At 69.5% G+C, this 17,730-nt stretch carries 17 protein-coding genes; 6 read left to right on the top strand and 11 right to left on the bottom strand.

The features are described from left to right. Positions 1-18: 18 nt before the first annotated feature. The 8 genes from DWB05_RS09205 to DWB05_RS09165 form a co-directional block, all read right to left on the bottom strand. On the bottom strand, positions 19-1,254 hold the full coding sequence (locus DWB05_RS09205; protein ID WP_114376903.1) for a phenylacetate--CoA ligase family protein: 1,236 nt from the start codon (positions 1,252-1,254) through the stop codon (positions 19-21). Positions 1,255-1,277: 23 nt separating this feature from the next. Then, positions 1,278-2,114 (bottom strand): ABC transporter ATP-binding protein, encoded by an 837-nt coding sequence (locus DWB05_RS09200; RefSeq protein ID WP_114376902.1) that lies wholly within the window; start codon positions 2,112-2,114, stop codon positions 1,278-1,280. A gap of 53 nt (positions 2,115-2,167) precedes the next feature. Further along, a complete protein-coding gene (locus tag DWB05_RS15090) occupies positions 2,168-3,658 on the bottom strand; it encodes an ABC transporter substrate-binding protein (protein ID WP_232818480.1) in 1,491 nt (496 codons plus the stop codon). Positions 3,659-3,705: 47 nt separating this feature from the next. Beyond that, the gene (locus DWB05_RS09185) at positions 3,706-4,776 is read right to left on the bottom strand and encodes a branched-chain amino acid ABC transporter permease (RefSeq protein WP_114376901.1); all 1,071 of its coding nucleotides are present in this window, start codon (positions 4,774-4,776) and stop codon (positions 3,706-3,708) included. Between the two features lie 101 nt (positions 4,777-4,877). After that, on the bottom strand, positions 4,878-5,771 hold the full coding sequence (locus DWB05_RS09180) for a branched-chain amino acid ABC transporter permease (protein WP_114376900.1): 894 nt from the start codon (positions 5,769-5,771) through the stop codon (positions 4,878-4,880). Between the two features lie 76 nt (positions 5,772-5,847). After that, complete coding sequence (locus DWB05_RS09175) at positions 5,848-7,785, bottom strand: long-chain fatty acid--CoA ligase (protein WP_114376899.1); 1,938 nt, start codon at positions 7,783-7,785, stop codon at positions 5,848-5,850. Further along, on the bottom strand, positions 7,782-8,594 hold the full coding sequence (locus DWB05_RS09170) for an ABC transporter ATP-binding protein (RefSeq protein WP_232818479.1): 813 nt from the start codon (positions 8,592-8,594) through the stop codon (positions 7,782-7,784). The genes DWB05_RS09175 and DWB05_RS09170 overlap by 4 nt, the downstream gene beginning before the upstream one ends. Before the next feature lie 111 nt (positions 8,595-8,705). After that, positions 8,706-9,431 (bottom strand): 3'-5' exonuclease, encoded by a 726-nt coding sequence (locus DWB05_RS09165; protein WP_114376897.1) that lies wholly within the window; start codon positions 9,429-9,431, stop codon positions 8,706-8,708. Between the two features lie 173 nt (positions 9,432-9,604). Between DWB05_RS09165 and DWB05_RS09160 the strand changes: the two genes are divergently transcribed. From DWB05_RS09160 to DWB05_RS09145, 4 genes are all read left to right on the top strand, one after another. Continuing rightward, on the top strand, positions 9,605-11,488 hold the full coding sequence (locus DWB05_RS09160) for a propionyl-CoA synthetase (RefSeq protein WP_114376896.1): 1,884 nt from the start codon (positions 9,605-9,607) through the stop codon (positions 11,486-11,488). A gap of 141 nt (positions 11,489-11,629) precedes the next feature. Continuing rightward, entirely contained in the window at positions 11,630-12,373 is a 744-nt protein-coding gene (locus tag DWB05_RS09155; protein WP_157967145.1) for a PEP-CTERM sorting domain-containing protein, read from the top strand. Between the two features lie 227 nt (positions 12,374-12,600). Beyond that, positions 12,601-13,269, top strand: coding sequence for a PEP-CTERM sorting domain-containing protein (locus DWB05_RS09150; RefSeq protein WP_232818478.1), 669 nt, complete (start codon positions 12,601-12,603; stop codon positions 13,267-13,269). A 219-nt stretch (positions 13,270-13,488) separates the two neighbouring features. Further along, entirely contained in the window at positions 13,489-13,818 is a 330-nt protein-coding gene (locus DWB05_RS09145) for a hypothetical protein (RefSeq protein ID WP_114376893.1), read from the top strand. A 3-nt stretch (positions 13,819-13,821) separates the two neighbouring features. Here DWB05_RS09145 and DWB05_RS09140 read toward each other — a convergent pair whose 3' ends face one another. Beyond that, positions 13,822-14,412 carry a YqaA family protein gene (locus DWB05_RS09140; protein WP_114376892.1) on the bottom strand — a complete coding sequence of 197 codons (591 nt, stop codon included), beginning with the start codon at positions 14,410-14,412 and terminating at the stop codon, positions 13,822-13,824. A gap of 151 nt (positions 14,413-14,563) precedes the next feature. Between DWB05_RS09140 and DWB05_RS09135 the strand changes: the two genes are divergently transcribed. Then, positions 14,564-14,998 (top strand): hypothetical protein, encoded by a 435-nt coding sequence (locus DWB05_RS09135; RefSeq protein WP_157967144.1) that lies wholly within the window; start codon positions 14,564-14,566, stop codon positions 14,996-14,998. Positions 14,999-15,001: 3 nt separating this feature from the next. Here the strand turns inward: DWB05_RS09135 and DWB05_RS09130 are convergent, their stop codons facing one another. Further along, positions 15,002-16,333: an ATP-binding protein gene (locus tag DWB05_RS09130; protein WP_114376890.1), complete on the bottom strand. Its 1,332-nt coding sequence runs from the start codon at positions 16,331-16,333 to the stop codon at positions 15,002-15,004. Beyond that, positions 16,330-17,052 carry a response regulator gene (locus DWB05_RS09125; protein WP_114376889.1) on the bottom strand — a complete coding sequence of 241 codons (723 nt, stop codon included), beginning with the start codon at positions 17,050-17,052 and terminating at the stop codon, positions 16,330-16,332. Before DWB05_RS09125 ends, DWB05_RS09130 begins: the two co-directional genes overlap by 4 nt. 197 nt (positions 17,053-17,249) lie before the next feature. Here DWB05_RS09125 and DWB05_RS09120 point away from each other — a divergent pair, with 197 nt between their 5' ends. Next, entirely contained in the window at positions 17,250-17,714 is a 465-nt protein-coding gene (locus tag DWB05_RS09120; RefSeq protein ID WP_157967143.1) for a hypothetical protein, read from the top strand. Positions 17,715-17,730: the final 16 nt, after the last annotated feature.

The following is a 17,730-nucleotide window of genomic DNA, read 5'->3' as shown; positions in this document are numbered from 1 at the left end:
CGCGTCGCGGTCGAAGATTTAGGGCGGGGGGCGGCGATCGTCGATCACCTTGCCGTCGTTCGGCAGGGTGCCGGGCGGGTGCAGCGCAACACCGCCGCGCAGGCGCATCACGGCCTGCAGCGCCTCGGCGAGCCGCGCCTCGAGGTCGGGCGAAGGGGCGGGGCTCTCCGCATGCAGGGTCATCGCGTCCGTGCCGTTCGCGTGCTCGACGACGAGGCGCAGCCGGCCGAGGTCCGGGAAGCGGCGGGCGAGTTCGGCCACCTGTTCGGGACGGACGAACTGCCCCTTCACCTTCGTCGCCTGGTCGGCGCGTCCCAGCCATCCCCGGATGCGCGCGTTGGTTCGCCCGCAGGGGGAGAGGCCGGGGAGGATGGCCGACAGGTCGCCGGTGGCGAAGCGGATCAGCGGATAGGCCTCGGAGAGCAAGGTCACCACGACTTCGCCGACCTCGCCCTCCGGCACCGGGTCGCCGGTGCCGGGGCGGACGATCTCGACAATGACGTGCTCGTCGAGGATCAGGCCCTCGCGGGCCTCCGTCTCGTAGGCGACGAGGCCGAGATCGGCCGTGCCGTAGGATTGCAGCACGGTCAGCCCGCGCTCGGCATACCAAGCGCGCAAGGACGGGAGGAAAGGCCCGGCCGTGACGTGCCCGTATCGGATCGAGGAGGCATCGAGGCCGAGCTCGTCCGCCTTCTCGAGGATGGTCTTCAGGAAGTCGGGCGTGCCGACATAGGCCGCCGGGCGATAGTGCGCGATGGCGCGCGCCTGCAGTTCGGTGTTGCCGGGCCCGGCGGGAATGACGGGGCAGCCGAGCGCCCGCGCCGCCTCGTCGAACATGAAGCCGGCCGGCGTGAAGTGATAGGCGAAGGTGTTGTGCACGAGCATCCCCCGCCGGATGCCGCAGGCGAACAGGGCGCGGGCGAAGCGGAAATAGTCGGGCGAGTCGCCTTGGGGGTCGTAAATCGGGCCCGGGGAGACGAAGAGCCGCTTGAGCCCGGAGGGCGGCAGCGCGGCGAGACCACCGAAGGGCGGGCGTTGCGCCTGCAGCGCGATCAGCTCCGACTTGCGGGTCAGCGGCAGGCGGGCGAGCGCTTCGCGCGAGCGCACCGTTTCGGGATCGACTTCGGCCAGCAGCCTCGCGTAGTGCGGCGTGTTCGCCTTGGCGTGCGCGACCTGGGCGGCGAGGGCGCGCATCAGCGCCCGTTCGCGCTCCTCCGGGTCACGCGTCTCGAGCGCGTCGAAGTGTTCCGCCATCGCCGCCCTGCTTCCCGGCGCGCTCACAGCCAGCGCTTGCGGCGCTTGTAGGACTTCAGGTTCTTGAATCGCTTGCGCTCCGTTCCGTGGCCGCCGAGGTAGAATTCCTTCACATCCTCGTTGGCGGAAAGCTCCTCCGCGGTGCCGTCGAGCACGATCTTGCCCTGTTCCATCACGTAACCGTACGAGGCGACGGAGAGGGCCATGCGCGCGTTCTGCTCGACGAGCAGGATGGTGATGCCGAGCTCCTCGTTCAGCCGACGGATGATGCCGAACACCTCCTTCACCAGCAGCGGCGAGAGGCCCATCGAGGGTTCGTCCATGAGGATGAGCTTCGGGCGCGCCATCAGCGCGCGGCCGATGGCCAGCATCTGCTGCTCGCCCCCTGAGAGGTAGCCGGCGAGACCGGTGCGTTCCTTCAGGCGCGGAAAATACGCGTAGACACGCTCGATGTCCGCCTTCACCTCGGAGTCGGAACGGGTGAAGGCACCGAGGCGGAGATTCTCGTGCGGCGTCATGTCGGCGACGATCCGGCGTCCTTCCATCACCTGGAAGATTCCCTTGCGCACGATGCGATCGGGATCGAGGCCGTCGATCCGTTCGCCGGCGAATCGGATCTCGCCGCGCGTGATCTCGCCCTCCTCGGTCTTCAGCAGGCCCGAGATCGCCTTCAGCGTGGTCGACTTGCCGGCCCCATTGGCGCCGAGCAGGGCGACGATCTTGCCCTCGGGCACCTTCAGCGACAGACCGCGCAGGACGAGGATGACGTCGTTGTAGACGACCTCGATGTTGTTCACCTCGAGCAGGGCGGGCAGCGTATCCACCCAGCGTTTCGGTGCGGTCGCGACGGTGCCGTCCATCGTGCGATCCCGATCGAGTGAGGGGCGGACGGGTCTCCGCCCGCCCCTGCCGCTCACCAGCCGAGCCAGTCTTGGCGGCGTTCGAGGGTGATGTCGGTGACGCGCTCGAGCCGCATGGTGCCGTTGCGCATCAGTTCCGCGACCGACCCCTGGGTGGTGTCGCCGGTCACCACCGCACGGTAGAGCGAGACGGTCATCTGGCCGCGATGGTCCTCGTTGGTGAAGGTGGAAGGGTTGCACACGCCCTCGAGACCGCGCGGTACCCAGTCGCGCCGGGCGTAGAAGCCGTCACGGATGCGCTCGCCGGTGACCTGGCCGCCATTGGCGTGCGCCCACTCCATCGCCTCCACCATCAGCATCGCCGAGCAGATGCCGGCGAGGTAGTGCACGGTGCGGTATTCGGTCTGCGGCGTCGCGCCGGTGCGGCTGATCTCACGCACTGTGGCGAGGCCCGGCGGCGGGGCCGCGCGCAGCTGCGGCAGGTCGGCGACGAGAACGCCAAGCTGCGCGGCAAGACCGTCGAGCCGATCGCGCACCGCATCCGACTGGCGCGCCGCGCCTGCCGCCTCGCGCATGGCGGCGACCGCCGTGGCGAGCGCCTCGCGCGCTGCCGCCACCTGTTCCGCGCCCGGATCGGGCTCGAATGTTTCCGCAGCGATCACATCGGTCCAGGCGCGCGCGGTGCGCAGCGGGAACACCACACCGTTCGCCGCCGTGCCGGCCGCTTTCATCGCGTTCTCGTCCATGCCCCACACATTGCCGAGGAACTGCACGTTCACGCCGACCGTCTGACAGGCGCGCAGGAGAGAGATGTTCGATCCGGCGGTGTTGCCGAGATAGGCGTAGTGGGCGCCGGAGTTGCGCAAGGAGAGGCACTGCGCGGTGAAGTCGCCGGGCGTGAGGGTGAATTGGATCGCCGGCAGAACCTCGAAGCCGAGCTCGGCGGCGAGCGCCTCACCGGCCGCCTTGGGTGAATTCGGGTAAGGGTGGTTCGCGCCCATGTGCACGTATTTGGGCCGGCCCTGGCCGCCGCGCGCCTTCCAATCCTCGGCTGCCCATTTGATCATCGCGCGCAGCGCGTCCGAGTAGGACGGGCCGTAGAAGAAGTTGAAGGGTGCGGCCTTGTCGGCGCGCGGCGCACGCCCCGTGGGGTCGGTCAGCGCGGCGGAGTAGGAGCCGGAGATGTAGGGGATGCGGTCGCGCGTGACGAAAGTGATCAACGCCTCCGTATCCACCGTGCCCCAGCCCTGGATGGCGACCACGCGTTCGCGCTGCACCCAGGCCTGATACTGCGCGATCGCGCGCGGCGCCTGGTAGCCGTAGTCGAAGCCCGAAACGGCGAGTTGCCGGCCGCCCACGCCACCGCGCGTGCGGTTCACCCAGGCGAGCGCGTCCGCCACGCCCTGGCCGTAGGGCACCCCGACATCCGATGTCGGCCCCGAGTTGTCCATCAGGTGACCGACGGGAATTCTCTGTTGCGCGCTCGCCGCACTTCCGAGCGCAACCGCGGCCACTGCCGTGAGCAGAATGGTTCGCATCGACATCGCGTTTCCTCCTTCGACGTTGCCTCCCTGTGGGTCTTGCTCGCCCCTCAATGGGAGAACGGATAGAGTTTCCAATAAGCCTTGATCAGACGCCAGCGGTGCGCGAGCCCGTCGGGTTCGAAGATCAGGAACAGGATGATCACCGCCCCGATGGTCATCTCGCGCAGGTAGCTCACCGCCGCACCGAGCCCCAAGGCGCGGTCGATCGCGCTGCCCGACAGGGCGGCGGCGAACCACTGCACCACCTCCGGCAGCATGGTCATGAACACCGCACCCATCATCGACCCCATCACGGAGCCGAGCCCGCCGATGATGATCATGCCGAGGAACTGGATGGAAAACAGGATGTTGAACGCCTCCACCGAGACGAACAGCAGGTAGTGCGCGTAGAGCGCGCCACCGATGCCGGCGTAGAAGGAGGAGATGCCGAAGGACAGGGTGCGGTAGTAGGTGAGGTTGATCCCCATCATCTCCGCGGAGAGGTAGTGGTCGCGCACCGCGACCAGGGCCCTCCCGTCGCGCGTGCGCATCAGGTTCGACGCGGCGACGAACATCACCACCACGTAGAACAGCACGACGTAGAAGTAGCTCTCGTTGGTATCGAACCTGAGCCCGAAGAGCGTGAGCGGCTCCGTCACCCGCCCCGCCACACCGCCAGTGAACCAGCGGGCACGGGCGAAGAAGTCCTCGATGATGAACTGGGCGGCGAGGGTCGCGATGGCGAGATACAGTCCCTTCAGACGTGCCGCCGGGATACCGAACACCATGCCGACGGCGGTCGTCATCACGCCGGCGAGCGGCATCGCGGCCACCACCGGCACGCCTTGGTCGACGAGCCAGGCGGAAGAGAACGCGCCGAAGCCGAAGAAGGCGGCGTGTCCGATCGAGATCTGCCCGGTGAAGCCGACCAGGATGTTGAGCCCCAGGGCGGCGATGCCGAGGTAGCCCATCTGGATCATGAGCGACAGCACGTAGCGGTCGCCGGTCAGTGGCACGAGGCAGAGGAGGGCGACGGAGGCGATGGCGACGTTGCGCGAGGTGCGCGTGGGGAAGATGGTGGTATCTTCCCGGTAGCTCGTGCGGAAGTCGCCGCAGGGGGTGAGCGCAAGGGTCGCCATGATGCCGCTTCCTCAGCCGGCTGCCCTTGCGCCACTCACCGTCGCGCTCCTCCCGGCCTCCTCACCCCGCGCCAGCCGCATCGCGCCCTGCACCCCTCCCGTCACACGCGCTCGATGTTCTTGGTGCCGAACAGCCCGTAGGGCTTGATCATCAGGATGACGATCAGGACGTAGAACGGCGCGATCTGGAACATGTTGCCCCAGTGCAGGATCGTGCTGTCGAAGAAGTGGGCGATGTTCTCGAGCAGCCCGATGATGATGCCGCCCAGCACGGCGCCGAGCACGGAGTCGAGCCCGCCCAGGATGACGGCCGGGAACACCTTGATGCCGTAGAAGGAGAGCCCCGAGGAGACGCCGTTCACCACCCCGACCACCACGCCCGCGACCGCCGAGACGACGGCCGAGATCGCCCAGGCCATGGCGAACACCATGCGCACCGAGATGCCCAGGGACTGCGCCACCTGCTGGTCGAAGGCGGTGGCGCGCATCGCAAGCCCGTACTTCGAGGCGGTGAAGAACCAGGCGAAGGCCGCCATGATGGCGAGGCTGATGACGAGCGACAGGAGGTAGACCGATTGCACCTCGAGCCCGGCGATGCGCACGGCCTGGGTCTCGAAGATCGGCGGGAAGGGCTGGGCGAACACGCCGAACATCCACTTCATCAGCGCCTGGAAGAAGATGGAGAGCCCGATCGTGACCATGATCACGCTGATCACCGGCTCGCCGATCATGGGCCGCAGCACGATGACCTGCAGCAGCACCCCGAAGACGGTCATGAAGACGAGGGTGAGAAGGAAGCCCCACACGAAGGGGAGCTGGAACTCGGTGAGCAGCCACCAGCACGCCCAGGCGCCGATGAGCAGGAACTCGCCCTGCGCGAAGTTCACCACCTGCGAGGCCTTGTAGATCAGCACGAAGCTCATCGCGACCACGCCGTAGAGCGTGCCGACGATCAGTCCGTTGAGGGTGAGCTGAAGGAGGAGATCCCACTGCATTGCGCTCACGCTCCGCTGCGGCAGCGGCCGCCACGAGCGCCGTTGCCGCGCCCCAGTTGCCGCACCACGCCCACGCTCATGCCGCCTCCGCCCTCTCCCGTGCGCGGCTCGGCACCGGCAGCAGGTCGATCACGCGCAAGGTGGTGCGGATGCGCTGCGTGGTGCCGTCCTGGAACTTGATCACCGTATCGACCGGGATCTCGCTCCGCCCCTCATAGATCGCCTCGATGATGTCGGCGTATTTCTGCGCGATGACGCCGCGGCGCACTTTGCGGGTGCGCGTCAGTTCATCGTCGTCGGCATCGAGCTCCTTGTAGAGGAGCACGAACTTGCGGATCCGCTGCGGTTCGGGCAGTTCAGCGTTCACCGCCTCGATCTCGCGCTTGAGGATCTCGGCCACCTCGGGTTTGGCGGCGAGATCGGAATAGGTGGTGAAGGCGATGCGGTTCTTCTCCGCCCATTTCGAGACGATGGCGTAGCGAATGCAGACGATCGCCGAGAGGAAGTCGCGACCGTGGCCGAGGATGACGGCTTCGGCGACGTAGGGCGAGAACTTGAGCTTGTTCTCGATGAATTGCGGGCTGAAGCGGTCGCCGCGCGCGGTGGTTGCGATGTCCTTGATGCGGTCGATGACGACGAGGTGGCCCTTGGCGTCGAAGTAGCCGGCGTCGCCGGTGTGCATCCAGCCATCGCGCAGGTCGGCCCGTGTCGCCTCCTCATTCCTGAAGTAGCCGGCGAACATGTTGGGGTGGCGGGTGACGATCTCGCCCACGCCGTTGGCGTCGGGGTTGTCGATGCGGACCTCGATCTCCGGCACGAACGGCACGCCGACCGTGTTGAAGTCGACCTCGCCCGCGCGGTGCAGGGTGTAGGCGCCGAGGAGCTCCGTCTGGCCGTAGAGCTGGCGCAGCGGAATGCCCATCGCCTGGAAGAAGCGGAAGGTGTCGGGCCCGAGCGCGGCACCACCGGTGGCGGCGGAGCGGATGCGCGAGAAGCCCAACCGGTCGCGCAGCGCGCGAAAGAGCAGGAGATCGGCGAGGCGGGAGCGGCGCCCCTTCTCGAGCGCCTTCAGCCCCATCGCCATCGCGCGGTCGAACATCCAGCGCTTGAAGGGAGTGGAATCCATCATCCGCGCCCGCACGTCCGCCGCGATCGCCTCCCACATGCGCGGCGCGAACAGCACGAAATGGGGCCCGATCTCGCGGAAATCGGCCAGCATCGTCTCCGGCTCCTCGACGAAGTTGACCTTCATCCGCGCAAGCAACCCCCACCCCAGCACGTAGACCTGCTCCATGATCCAGGGCAGAGGCAGCACCGAGACGTACTCGTCGTCCGGCCGGCGCGGGTCGGCCGCGAGATAGGCCGCGCAGTGGCGAATGAGGGCGCGCGCGGGCAGCATGGCGAGTTTGGGGCGCGCCGTCGTACCCGAGGTGGTGCAGAGGATGGCAACGTCCTCGCCGCGTGTCGCCGCGACCATGCGCTCGTAGCGGTCGGGCTCGGCGAGACGGAGATCCTCGCCGCGCTTGACGAGCTCGGAGACCGACATCAGCCGCGGGTCGTCGTATTTGCGCATCCCGCGCGGATCGGAATAGACGATGTGGCGCAAGGAGGGCGCGCGCTCGCCCAAGGCCAGCAGCTTGTCGACCTGCTCCTCATCCTCGGCGAACACCACCTTCGCCTCGGCATAAGCGAGGAGATAGGCGACCTCGTCGTCGAGCGCGTCGCGGTAGATGCCCATCGACATCGCGCCCGTGGCATGCGCGGCGATCTCGCCCATCACCCAGTCGGGCCGATTGTCGCCGATCAGGCCCACCACGTCGCCGCGCCCGACCCCGAGCGAAGCGAGCCCCAGCGCGAAGGAGCGCACGCGTTCCTGATACTCGGCCCAGGTGATGCTCCGCCAGATTCCGAAGTCCTTCTCGCGCAGTGCGACCTCGCGCCCCCATTCGCGCGCGTTGAGCGCAAGGAGTTTCGGCAGCGTGTCGTAACGGTCGAGATCGGGCAGCGGCGTCATTCCACCCGCTCCGTCTCGTCGACCAGGACCTCGTCCTCCTCGCCGAGATAGGCGCGCTTGACGTGCGGGTCGGCGAGCACCTGGTCGGGGGTTCCTTCCGCGATCTTCTTGCCGAAGTCGAGCACGATGACGCGGTGGCTGATGTCCATCACCACCCCCATGTCGTGCTCGATCATGATCACCGTCATCCCCCACTCCTCGTTGAGGTCGACGATGAAGCGCGCCATGTCCTCCTTTTCCTCGAGGTTCATCCCCGCCATCGGCTCGTCGAGCAGGATCAGGCGCGGGCGGAGTGCGATGGCGCGCGCGAGTTCCACCCGCTTGCGCAGCCCGTAGGGCAGCGTGCCGGCGGGGGCCTTGCGGATGTGCTGGATCTCGAGGAAGTCGATGATGTCCTCGACGGCGCGGCGGTGCTCGAGCTCCTCCTTCTGTGCGCCGAAGAGCCAGTAGACCATGCCGGTGAGGAAACCGTGCCGCATCAGGTGATGGCGGCCCACCAGGATGTTGTCGAGCACGCTCATGTGCCCGAACAGGGCGAGGTTCTGGAAGGTGCGCCCGATGCCGAGGCCCGCCCGCTTGTTCGGTCCGAGCGCGGTGATGTCCTGCCCGTCGAACAGGATCCTGCCCTCGGTCGGCCGGTAGCGGCCCGAGATGCAGTTCACCATCGAGGTCTTGCCGGCGCCGTTGGGGCCGATGATGGAGAAGAGTTCGCCGCGCCGGACGGAGAACGAGACGTCGGTCAGCGCGCGCACGCCGCCGAAGCGGAGCGAGACGTGCTCGGCCTCCAGGATCGGCGTGTCCTGCTTCACCCCTTGGACGCTCCCTTCACTCAGCCCGGTGGTTCGTTTTGCCGGGCGCATTGCGGCGGAACATACGCGGAGCAGCCCCGCCGCGGCAACGACAAAGGGTCGTGCGACCGCTCAGAACGCCATCGCCGCGGCGGCGATGGCCGCGCGCATGCGGCTCGCATGCGCGAGGTCCTCGAGGCTCGCGATGCCGCGGTCCTCCGCCCGGCGCAGCATGTCGACGAAGAGATGGGCGGTGGCGACGGCATCGCCGAGCGCGTCGTGGCGCGAGGCGATGACGATGCCGTGCCGGGCGGCGATCGCATCCAAACTGTGATCGCGCTCGTGGGGATCGAGCCAGCGCGACAGCACCATGGTGCAGAGGGCGGGGTTGTCGAAGCGCACGCCGGCCTGGGCCTCGGCCGCATGCAGGCAAGAGAGGTCGAAAGCGGCGTTGTGCGCGACCAGAACGTCCTGGCCGACCCAGGCATGGAAGTCGGCCACCACGTGCGGCCAGGGCCGCGCGTGCGCGACCATGGCGTCGGTGATGCCGTGGATCGCGGTCGAGGCGGGCGGAATCGGCCGGCCGGGCTGGCAGAACGATTCGAAGCGGTCAAGTTCGTCCACCTGGCCACCGATCACCCGCACCGCGCCGATGGCGATGATGCGATCCCCGCGCGTGGGCTCGAGCCCGGTCGTTTCGAGGTCGAACACGACGTAGCGCAAGCTGGCAAGCGGCCCCTCGGGAAGGCGGAGCGGCTCGGTGAAGCGGCGCGACCGCTCCTCGCCATTCGGCGCGATCAGCCGGCCGCCGAGGGCAGCGAAGAACCGCCCGACCCGGTGCGTCAGGCTCCCCAGCATGGACGTTTCCTTCCCGCGCCATCCTGGCGCGTCGGCGCGGCGCGGCGCAAGGATTTCGCGCCGGTGCCCCGGGGCGGGCGGTGCGGCCGGGCGGTCGGGGGGTCGGTTGCGCGGCGGCCAGCGCTGACGCAGGCTTCCGCCAACGGCAGATCGATTCCAGGAGGAAACGGACGATGTCCTACGAGGCCACCTATGCCGCGTGGCGGCGCGACCCTGAGGGCTGGTGGCTCGAACGCGCCGGCCTGATCGACTGGGACACGCCGCCCAAGCGGGCGTTCGACCCGAAGCGGGGCGTCTATGGCCGCTGGTTCCCCGACGGCGTGCTCAACACCTGCCACAACGCGCTCGACCGCCACGTTGCCGCTGGGCGGGGCGATCAGCCGGCGCTGATCTGGGATTCCGCGATGACCGGCCAGATCGCGACCTTCACCTACACGCAGCTCCTCGTCCGCGTGGCCAAGGTGGCGGGGGCGCTCGCCGCGCGCGGCGTGAAGAAGGGCGATCGGGTGCTGATCTACATGCCGATGGTGCCGGAGGCGGTGATCGCCATGCTCGCCTGCGCGCGCATCGGCGCCATCCATTCGGTCGTCTTCGGCGGCTTCGCCGCGGCCGAACTCGCCTCGCGCATCGCGGATGCCAAGCCGCGCGCCATCCTCTCCGCCTCCTGCGGGCTCGAGCCGGGGCGTGTCGTTCCCTACAAGCCCTTGCTCGATGCCGCGATCGGGCTGTCACCCCATGCGCCCGAGTTCTGTCTGATCCTGCAGCGGCCCGAACGCGAGGCGGAGCTGACGGAGGGGCGGGACGAGGACTGGGCCGAGGCCGAAGCGCGCGGCGAACCCATCCCCTGCGTGCCGGTTTCGGCGCTCGATCCGCTCTACATCCTCTATACCTCGGGCACGACCGGCCGGCCGAAGGGCGTGGTGCGCGACAACGGAGGCCACGCCGTCGCCCTCGCGAACTCGATGGGCATGCTGTACGGCGTCGGCGCGGGGGACGTGTTCTGGGCCGCTTCGGACGTGGGCTGGGTGGTCGGCCACTCCTACATCGTGTACGGGCCCTTGCTCGCCGGCTGCACCACCATCGTCTACGAAGGCAAGCCCGTCGGCACGCCGGATGCGGGGGCGTTCTGGCGCGTGTGCAGCCAGCACGGCGTGAAGGCGCTGTTCACCGCGCCCACCGCGATCCGCGCCATCAAGCGCGAGGATCCGGAAGGCAGGCTGCTCGCGGCGTACGATCTCGCGCGCTTCGAGGCCCTCTACCTCGCCGGCGAACGATGCGATCCCGACACGGTCGTCTGGGCGCAGCGCCTCCTGAACCGGCCGGTGATCGACCACTGGTGGCAGACGGAGACCGGCTGGGCGATCACCGGCAACTTCCGGGGCTTGGGCCTCTTTCCCACCAAGCCCGGATCGGGCGGCAAGCCTTCGCCTGGGTTCGATCTGCGCGTGCTCGACGAGGCGGGGCAGCAGGTGCCGCCCGGCACCATCGGCGACCTGGTGGTGAAACTCCCCCTGCCCCCCTCCTGCCTGCCCACGCTGTGGCAGAACGACGAGGGCTTCCGCGAGGCCTATCTCGCCCGTCACCCCGGTTTCTACACCACGGCGGATGCCGGGATGATCGACGACGAGGGCTATGTGTGGGTGATGAGCCGCACCGACGACATCATCAATGTCGCCGGACACCGGCTCTCGACGGGGGCGATGGAGGAGGTGCTGGCCGCGCACCCCGACGTCGCCGAGTGCGCGGTGGTGGGGGTGCGGGATTCGCTGAAGGGCCAGGTGCCCTTGGGGCTCGTCGTGCTGAAGGCCGGCGTGGCGAAGGCGGAGGCCGTGCTGGAGGCGGAACTGGTGGCGATGGTGCGCGACCGGATCGGCCCCGTGGCGGCGTTCCGCCGCGTGCGGGTGGTGCCGCGGTTGCCGAAGACGCGGTCGGGCAAGGTGCTGCGGGCGACCATCCGCCGGATCGCGGACGGGCAGGACTACGTGGTGCCGCCGACCATCGACGACCCCGCGTCGCTCGAGGAGATCAAGGCGGTGGTAGCGCCGCCCCCGGGCTGAGCCCGAGTGTCGTCGCATTCTTTATCATGCAGTTGTATTTTTGGGCGTCGAAAAAATAAGATTCCTTGATCGTTTCTGGTTGACATGGTAACGCTGCCGTGCGGTGGGTTGGTCCACCGCGCAGCCAGGGGAACACACGCCATGTGGCTCAGAAACGCTCTCGCCGCCGCCGCCGTCTCGGCCGCGGTACTCGCCGCCCCGCAGACGGGGTCGGCCTCCACCATCACCATGACGAGCTATTCGTTCGCCGCCGGCTCGCAGGTGATCAGCAACGTCTCAGTGACCAGTTCCGTGCCGGGCAACAGCATCAGTTGGGGCAGTCTCAACGCCGGGCTCTTTCAGCTCAACACCACGGCCGGCACGCTGTACGGGTTCTGCGTCGACCTCTTCCACACCATCCAGAACAACACTGTCTATCAGACCGCGCCGCTGACCTTCGCCGGCGACAACAGCCCGCCCGGTTCATCCGGTTCCGCACCGGACATCTTCCCGCTGACCACGACCCAGGCGAAGCAGATCAACTGGCTCACCCTGCAGGCGGTGAGCGAGCTTGCCGCCAGCACTCTGACCGCCGCCCGCTCCGCCGCCTACCAGCTGAAGGTCTGGGAGGTCGCCTACGGCAGCGCCTTCTCCTACGGCAGCGCTCCCGCCGCCGTGCTCACGGCGCTCACCGGCATCTCGGCGGCCCTCTCCGCGGCCGACCTGTCGTCGATCGCGATCCCGACCGCGCTGATCTCGGTGCAGACCGGGCCAAACGGAGAAACGATCCTCGGCGAGCGCCAGATGCTGGTGATCGGCGTGCCCGAGCCGGCCTCGCTCGCCCTCCTCGGCGCGGGCCTCTTGGGCCTCGGCGCGATGGCGCGGCGGCGTCACTCCGTGCACTGATCGTCCCCGGGCAACCTGCCGGGAGGGCCCCGAGGGTTCGCGCCCTCGGGGCCTTCGCTTTTCCGCCAGCCTAGGCCAAAAAAACACACAGCCGCATTGCAAAATGGTGCATTCTTATGAAGGGTCTGGCAGCCTCCGAACGACGACCGTTCGTTCGTCGCTGCACAGGGGGCTTCATCATTGGACTCAAAACGTTCATTGCCGCCGTCGCCGTCGTGGTTGCGGTCGTGGCCCCACCCAAGCCGGGGGCGGCTTCCACCATCACCATGACCGCGTACTCGCTGGTCGGGACGGGGTCCAATCCGACGGTCACGGTTCAGCTGAGCGGGACACCATCGCTCGGTCCGATCAACGTGTTGGCCGGTCTCTTCCAGCTCAATACCACCGCCGGCACTCTCTACGGGTTTTGCGTCGACCTGTTCCATCCGATCCAGGTGCCGACGACCTACACCGTCGCGCCCGTCGCCGCCGCGGGTGACCCGACGCCCGGTGGCGCGCCGGTGGACTTCCCGCTCAACACCACGCAGCTGCAGCAGATCAACTGGCTGACCCTGGCCGCCCAGGCCGAGGCCGCCACACTGACCGCGATCCGCTCCGCCGCCTACCAGCTCGACGTGTGGGAGGTCGCCTACGGCTCCGCCTTCTCCTGGAGCTCGACCGCCGCGTCGACCATCACCCCCGAACTGACGGCGATCTCCAACGCCCTCTCCGCAGCGAACCTGTCCGCGATGCCGATCCCGATCGGCCTCACCGCGGTGGATGCGCAGGGGCTGGCCATTCCCCGTCAGAGCCTCGTTGTCGGCAACCCGATCCCTGAACCCGCCTCGCTCGCGGTCCTCGGCGCGGGTCTGCTGGGCCTCGGCTTCGCCGCCCGCCGCCGCCCGACGGTGTGCTGACCGACAAGCCGCGCCCAACCCGCGTTGAACGAGGGCCCCGGGGACACCCTCCCCGGGGCTTTTCCTGCGTCGGGGTCCGCAACGGGCGGAACGGCGGCCGCAGAGAAGGGGGTCTGCGATCGGGCAAGTGCGTGCCGCTTGTCGCGCCGGTTGCAAATGCGAGTGACTCTCATTATCATAACAGGCAGCAAACCCATGCGGCCACCGGAAGGACCACCCATGGCAGAGCGCACTCGGCACGCCGCCCTCGCCCTTCTTCCCGCTCTCGCCGCCGTCCCCCTCGGCACGGCGAGCGCCCTCGCCGCCGAAGCGGCCTGCCGAATCACCTATGCCGAGTTTGAACCGGCCGTTCCGCACGTCGATCTCGCCGCCTGCCCCGGCCGGCCGCAGCGCCAGGGGGAATTCTGCCGCGCCCAGATCCTGGGCCAGCAGATCACGATCTACCGCTTCGAGACTGGGCCCGATGACACCGCGTGTCTCGCCGATGCGGAGATGATGACCATTCGCGACTTCCTCGCCCGCCACGGCGTCACCGCCGCCGCGCGCTGAGGCTCACAGCCAGCGCACCAGCACAAAGCCGCCGGCGAGCAACGCCAGAAACACCAGGGTGAACAGGGTCAACCGCTTCTCCACCACCGCCAGCACGGGCGGGCCGAACTTCGCCGCGATCAGCGCCACCATCACGAACCGCGCCCCGCGCGAGGCCGCCGAGGCGACGATGAACGGCAGGAGGCCCATCCCCACCGCGCCGGAAGCGATGGTGGCGAGCTTGTACGGGATGGGCGTGAAGCCGGCGATCGCCACCACCAACCAGTCGTAGGCGAGGTAGAGCTCGCGAAACCGCGCATCCGCCTCGTGCAGGCGGTAGAGCTCGATGATCGGCACCGCCAGCGCCTCGTAGAGCCCCCAGCCGATGAGGTAACCCGCCACCCCCCCGAGGGTGGAGCCCGCGGTGCAGGTCAGCGCCGACGAGAGCCATCGGTCAGGCCGCGCCACCGCCATCGGCGCCAGGATGACGTCGGGCGGGATCGGGAACACCGAGGATTCGGCGAAAGCGACGAGGAACAGCCACACCCGCGCCTGCGGGTGGGCGGCGAGCCGGAGCACGGCGTCGTAGAGACGGCGAAGGCCGGGAAGTTCCACGGCAGTGGCACCTCGGGATGACGGCAAGCGCGCCCCGGTGCCATGCGAGCATGGCATCGGCAAGGCGCGGGGCAGGCGCGCAGCGCGCCCCGCCTCCCCCGCCGAGGCGGCCTCGGCTAGTGTCCCAGGCCTTGCCGAACGAGGGAGCCCCGTGCCGCGCCGTTCCGTCATGCTCGCCGCCATCGCCGTCGCCTTCGCCATGCCGGCCGACGCCCCTGCGCAGGGCGAACCCCACGCTTGGCTCTACGGCGCCTGGACCGGCGGCATCGCCCCACCCGACCCGCGGCAGGGCCGCACCGCGTGCCTCGCGGCGCCGACCGTCATCGTCACCCGCGACATCATCCTGCACCAGACCCTGCTCGATCCCTCCTACCAGCAGAGGATCGTCGAGACCGTGCGCGCGGTGCCCGAAGGGGTGGAGATCCGCCTTCGCCCCGTCCCGCCCCGCCCGGCCGGCGCGCCGCAGGCGGGCTTCGGCTGCGCCGACCCCAACGTGCTGCGCGTCAAGCGCGAGGCGGACGGGTCGATCTCCTTCCCAGGCTGCCTCGGCTTTCCGGCCCCGCTCGTCTCCTGCCTCGCGAAGTGAGATTCAGGCGGGCAGGCTGAGGGTGGCGCGCAAGCCCCGCGGCGAGCGGTTCTCCAGCACGAGCTCGCCACCATGCGCGCGCGCCACGCTGCGCGCGATGGCAAGCCCGAGCCCCGCTCCCCCCGTCTCGCGCGACCGCGACGGCTCGCCCCTCTGAAAGGGCTGCATCAGCCGCTCGATCTCGCCCTCCGGGATGCCCGGTCCCTCGTCTTCGACCATGATCCGCACCACGCCGCCCTCGGGTGGAAGGAGGCGGATCGTGCAGTCGCCGGCGTAGGCGAGGGCGTTCTGCACCAGGTTGCCGATCGCCCGCTTCAACGAGACGGGGCGGACGGAAACCGCCAGCGTGGCCGGCGCCTCCACCCGCACGATCTCTCGCCCGGCGAGGTCGTTCGCCTCGTCCGCCACGGTGCGCGCGAGTGCCGCGAGGTCGATCACGGCTGCGGCCTCGCGCACGGCATCCTCGCGGGCGAGCGCGAGCGTGGCGGAGACCATCGCCTCCATCTCGGCGAGATCGGCGAGGATCTTCTCGCGCAACGCCTCGTCCTCGATGAACTCCGCGCGCAGGCGAAGCCGCGTGATCGGCGTGCGCAGGTCGTGGCTCAGCGCGGCGAGCATGGTGGTGCGGTCGGCGACGAAGCGGCGGATGCGCTCCGCCATGGTGTTGAAGGCCGCCGCCGCCTGGGCGACCTCGCGCGGGCCCTCGGTCGACAAGGGTGGCGCATTGACGTCCCGCCCCAGCCGCTCGGCGGCGGCGCCGAGGTCGCGGATCGGCGCGGTCAGCCGCCGCACCGCCCAGAAGGAGAGGGCGGCGACGGCCGCCGTCATCACCGCGAGTGCGGCGAGGAAGGTGGGCGACGACCAGGGGACTGGGCGCGGCGGGCGGGCGGTGACGTTCATCCAGCCCTGATCGGGCAGCCGCAGCGAGGCGGCGAAGCCGCCGCCGGGCAGGTCGGCGAGGATGACCTCGCGCGGGCGCAGAGGCGGAGGGCCGCCGAGCCGACCGAGCCAGGCTGCCAGGCGCTCCGCCCGCTCGCCCCGTCCGCCGAACGCGAGGCCGACCGTGGTGGGCTCGGCGGAGAAAGTGACCGTGAACCCCTCCGGCAGGTCGGCTTGGCGGACGAGCTCGCCGCGCGCCGCGGCCGGGGCGGTCACCGCCGCCCGCCACAGCCCGGCGAGCCGCAGCATGGATTCGCGCGCCGCCGCGCTGCGCTGCAGCTCGAGGCGATCGAGCGCGTGGATGGTGAGCCCGATCACCTGCGCGGCGAACAGGCCGAGGAGCAGCACGAGGAAAGTTCGCCCCGCGATGGAGCGCGGCCAGAGGAAGGGCGTCACGACGTTTCCACCGCGGCGGCCAGCACGTACCCGCCGCCGCGCACGGTCTTGATCAGCGAGGGGTTCTTGCCGTCGTCGTCGAGCTTGCGGCGAAGCCGGCTGATCGCGACGTCGATCGTGCGGTCGAACACGCCGGCGGCGCGCCCGTGCAGCAGGTCCATCAGCGCATCGCGCGTCAGCACCCGCCCGGGCCGCTCGGCCAGGATGCGCAGGAGATCGAACTCGCCACCCGTCAGCGCGACCTCGACCCCGTTCGGGTCGGTCAGGCGACGGCGCGCGGTGTCGAGGGTCCAGCCGGCGAAGCGGAACACCGTCCCCGCCACCGCCGCCCCCGCGCGCGCCTCCGCCGCGCGGCGCAGCACGGCGCGAATGCGCGCGAGCAGCTCGCGCGGGTTGAAGGGTTTCGGCACGTAATCGTCGGCACCGAGTTCGAGCCCGACGATGCGGTCGGTCTCCTCGCCCATCGCGGTGAGCATGATCACCGGCGTGCGCAGGCCCTCGGCGCGCAAGGCACGCAGCAAGGACAGCCCGTCCTCGCCGGGCAGCATCAGGTCGAGCACGATCAGCGCATGCGCACCATGGGCGAGTGCGCGGCGCATCTCCCGCCCATCGCGCGCGGTGGAGACGCGAAACCCATGCCCCTCGAGGAAGCGGGCAAGGAGGGCGCGGATCTCGCGATCGTCATCGACGACCAGGATGTGCGGCTCCCGCTCGCTCATGGCGCGGGTTTTTGCGCGGGGTGGCGTGCGCGGCAACGCCGCACAGGTGACGGCATGTTGCAAACCGCCCGGCCCGTCACACGCCGTTACGGTTTCCTGCACTTCGTCGAAGCCCTGCCATCCGCCCGCAATGCGGTTCGCCCACGGTGCCGGCGTTCCCGGCGACAAGCCGGGGAGGAACCATGACGGAGGATGCGATGAGCCGGATCGTGAAGGTGGTGTTGCTGGCGGGGGGGCTCGCCTCGGCCGGGCTGGTCGGTTACGGCGCGGGCCGGATGGGGGCCTGGGCCCAGCCCGGCATGGGGCCGGGGATGGGGCCCGGCCAGGGCCCGGGCATGATGACCGAACGCGGCCCAGGGGCCCGCTGGGACGGGCCGCGCGGCGAGTGGGGGCGCGGCCATCATCGCGGCGAGGCGCGCGGCGAGCGCGGCCTGCTGCGCGGCTTCTTCATCAACCGGGACAACAAGAACCTCTCCGACGAGGAGGTGCGGAAGATCGCCGAAGCCGCCCTCCTGTGGCTCGGCGAGCGCAACTGGCGAATCGGCGAGGTCAAGGCGCTCGGCGCGCGCGAAGCGGAGATCGCCGTCACCACCGCGGAGGGGGGCGTGATCGCCCGCTTCGTGATGGACCGCGACACGGGCCGGGTGCGCCGCATCGGCTGAGGCCCGCCGTTTGACC

Origin of the sequence: Elioraea thermophila (ex Habib et al. 2022) (assembly GCF_003336755.1) — a bacterium.
In the GTDB taxonomy this organism is placed as follows: domain Bacteria; phylum Pseudomonadota; class Alphaproteobacteria; order Acetobacterales; family Acetobacteraceae; genus Elioraea; species Elioraea thermophila.
Note: the sequence above shows the minus strand (reverse complement) of the source record. Positions and strands in the feature narration are given on the sequence as shown.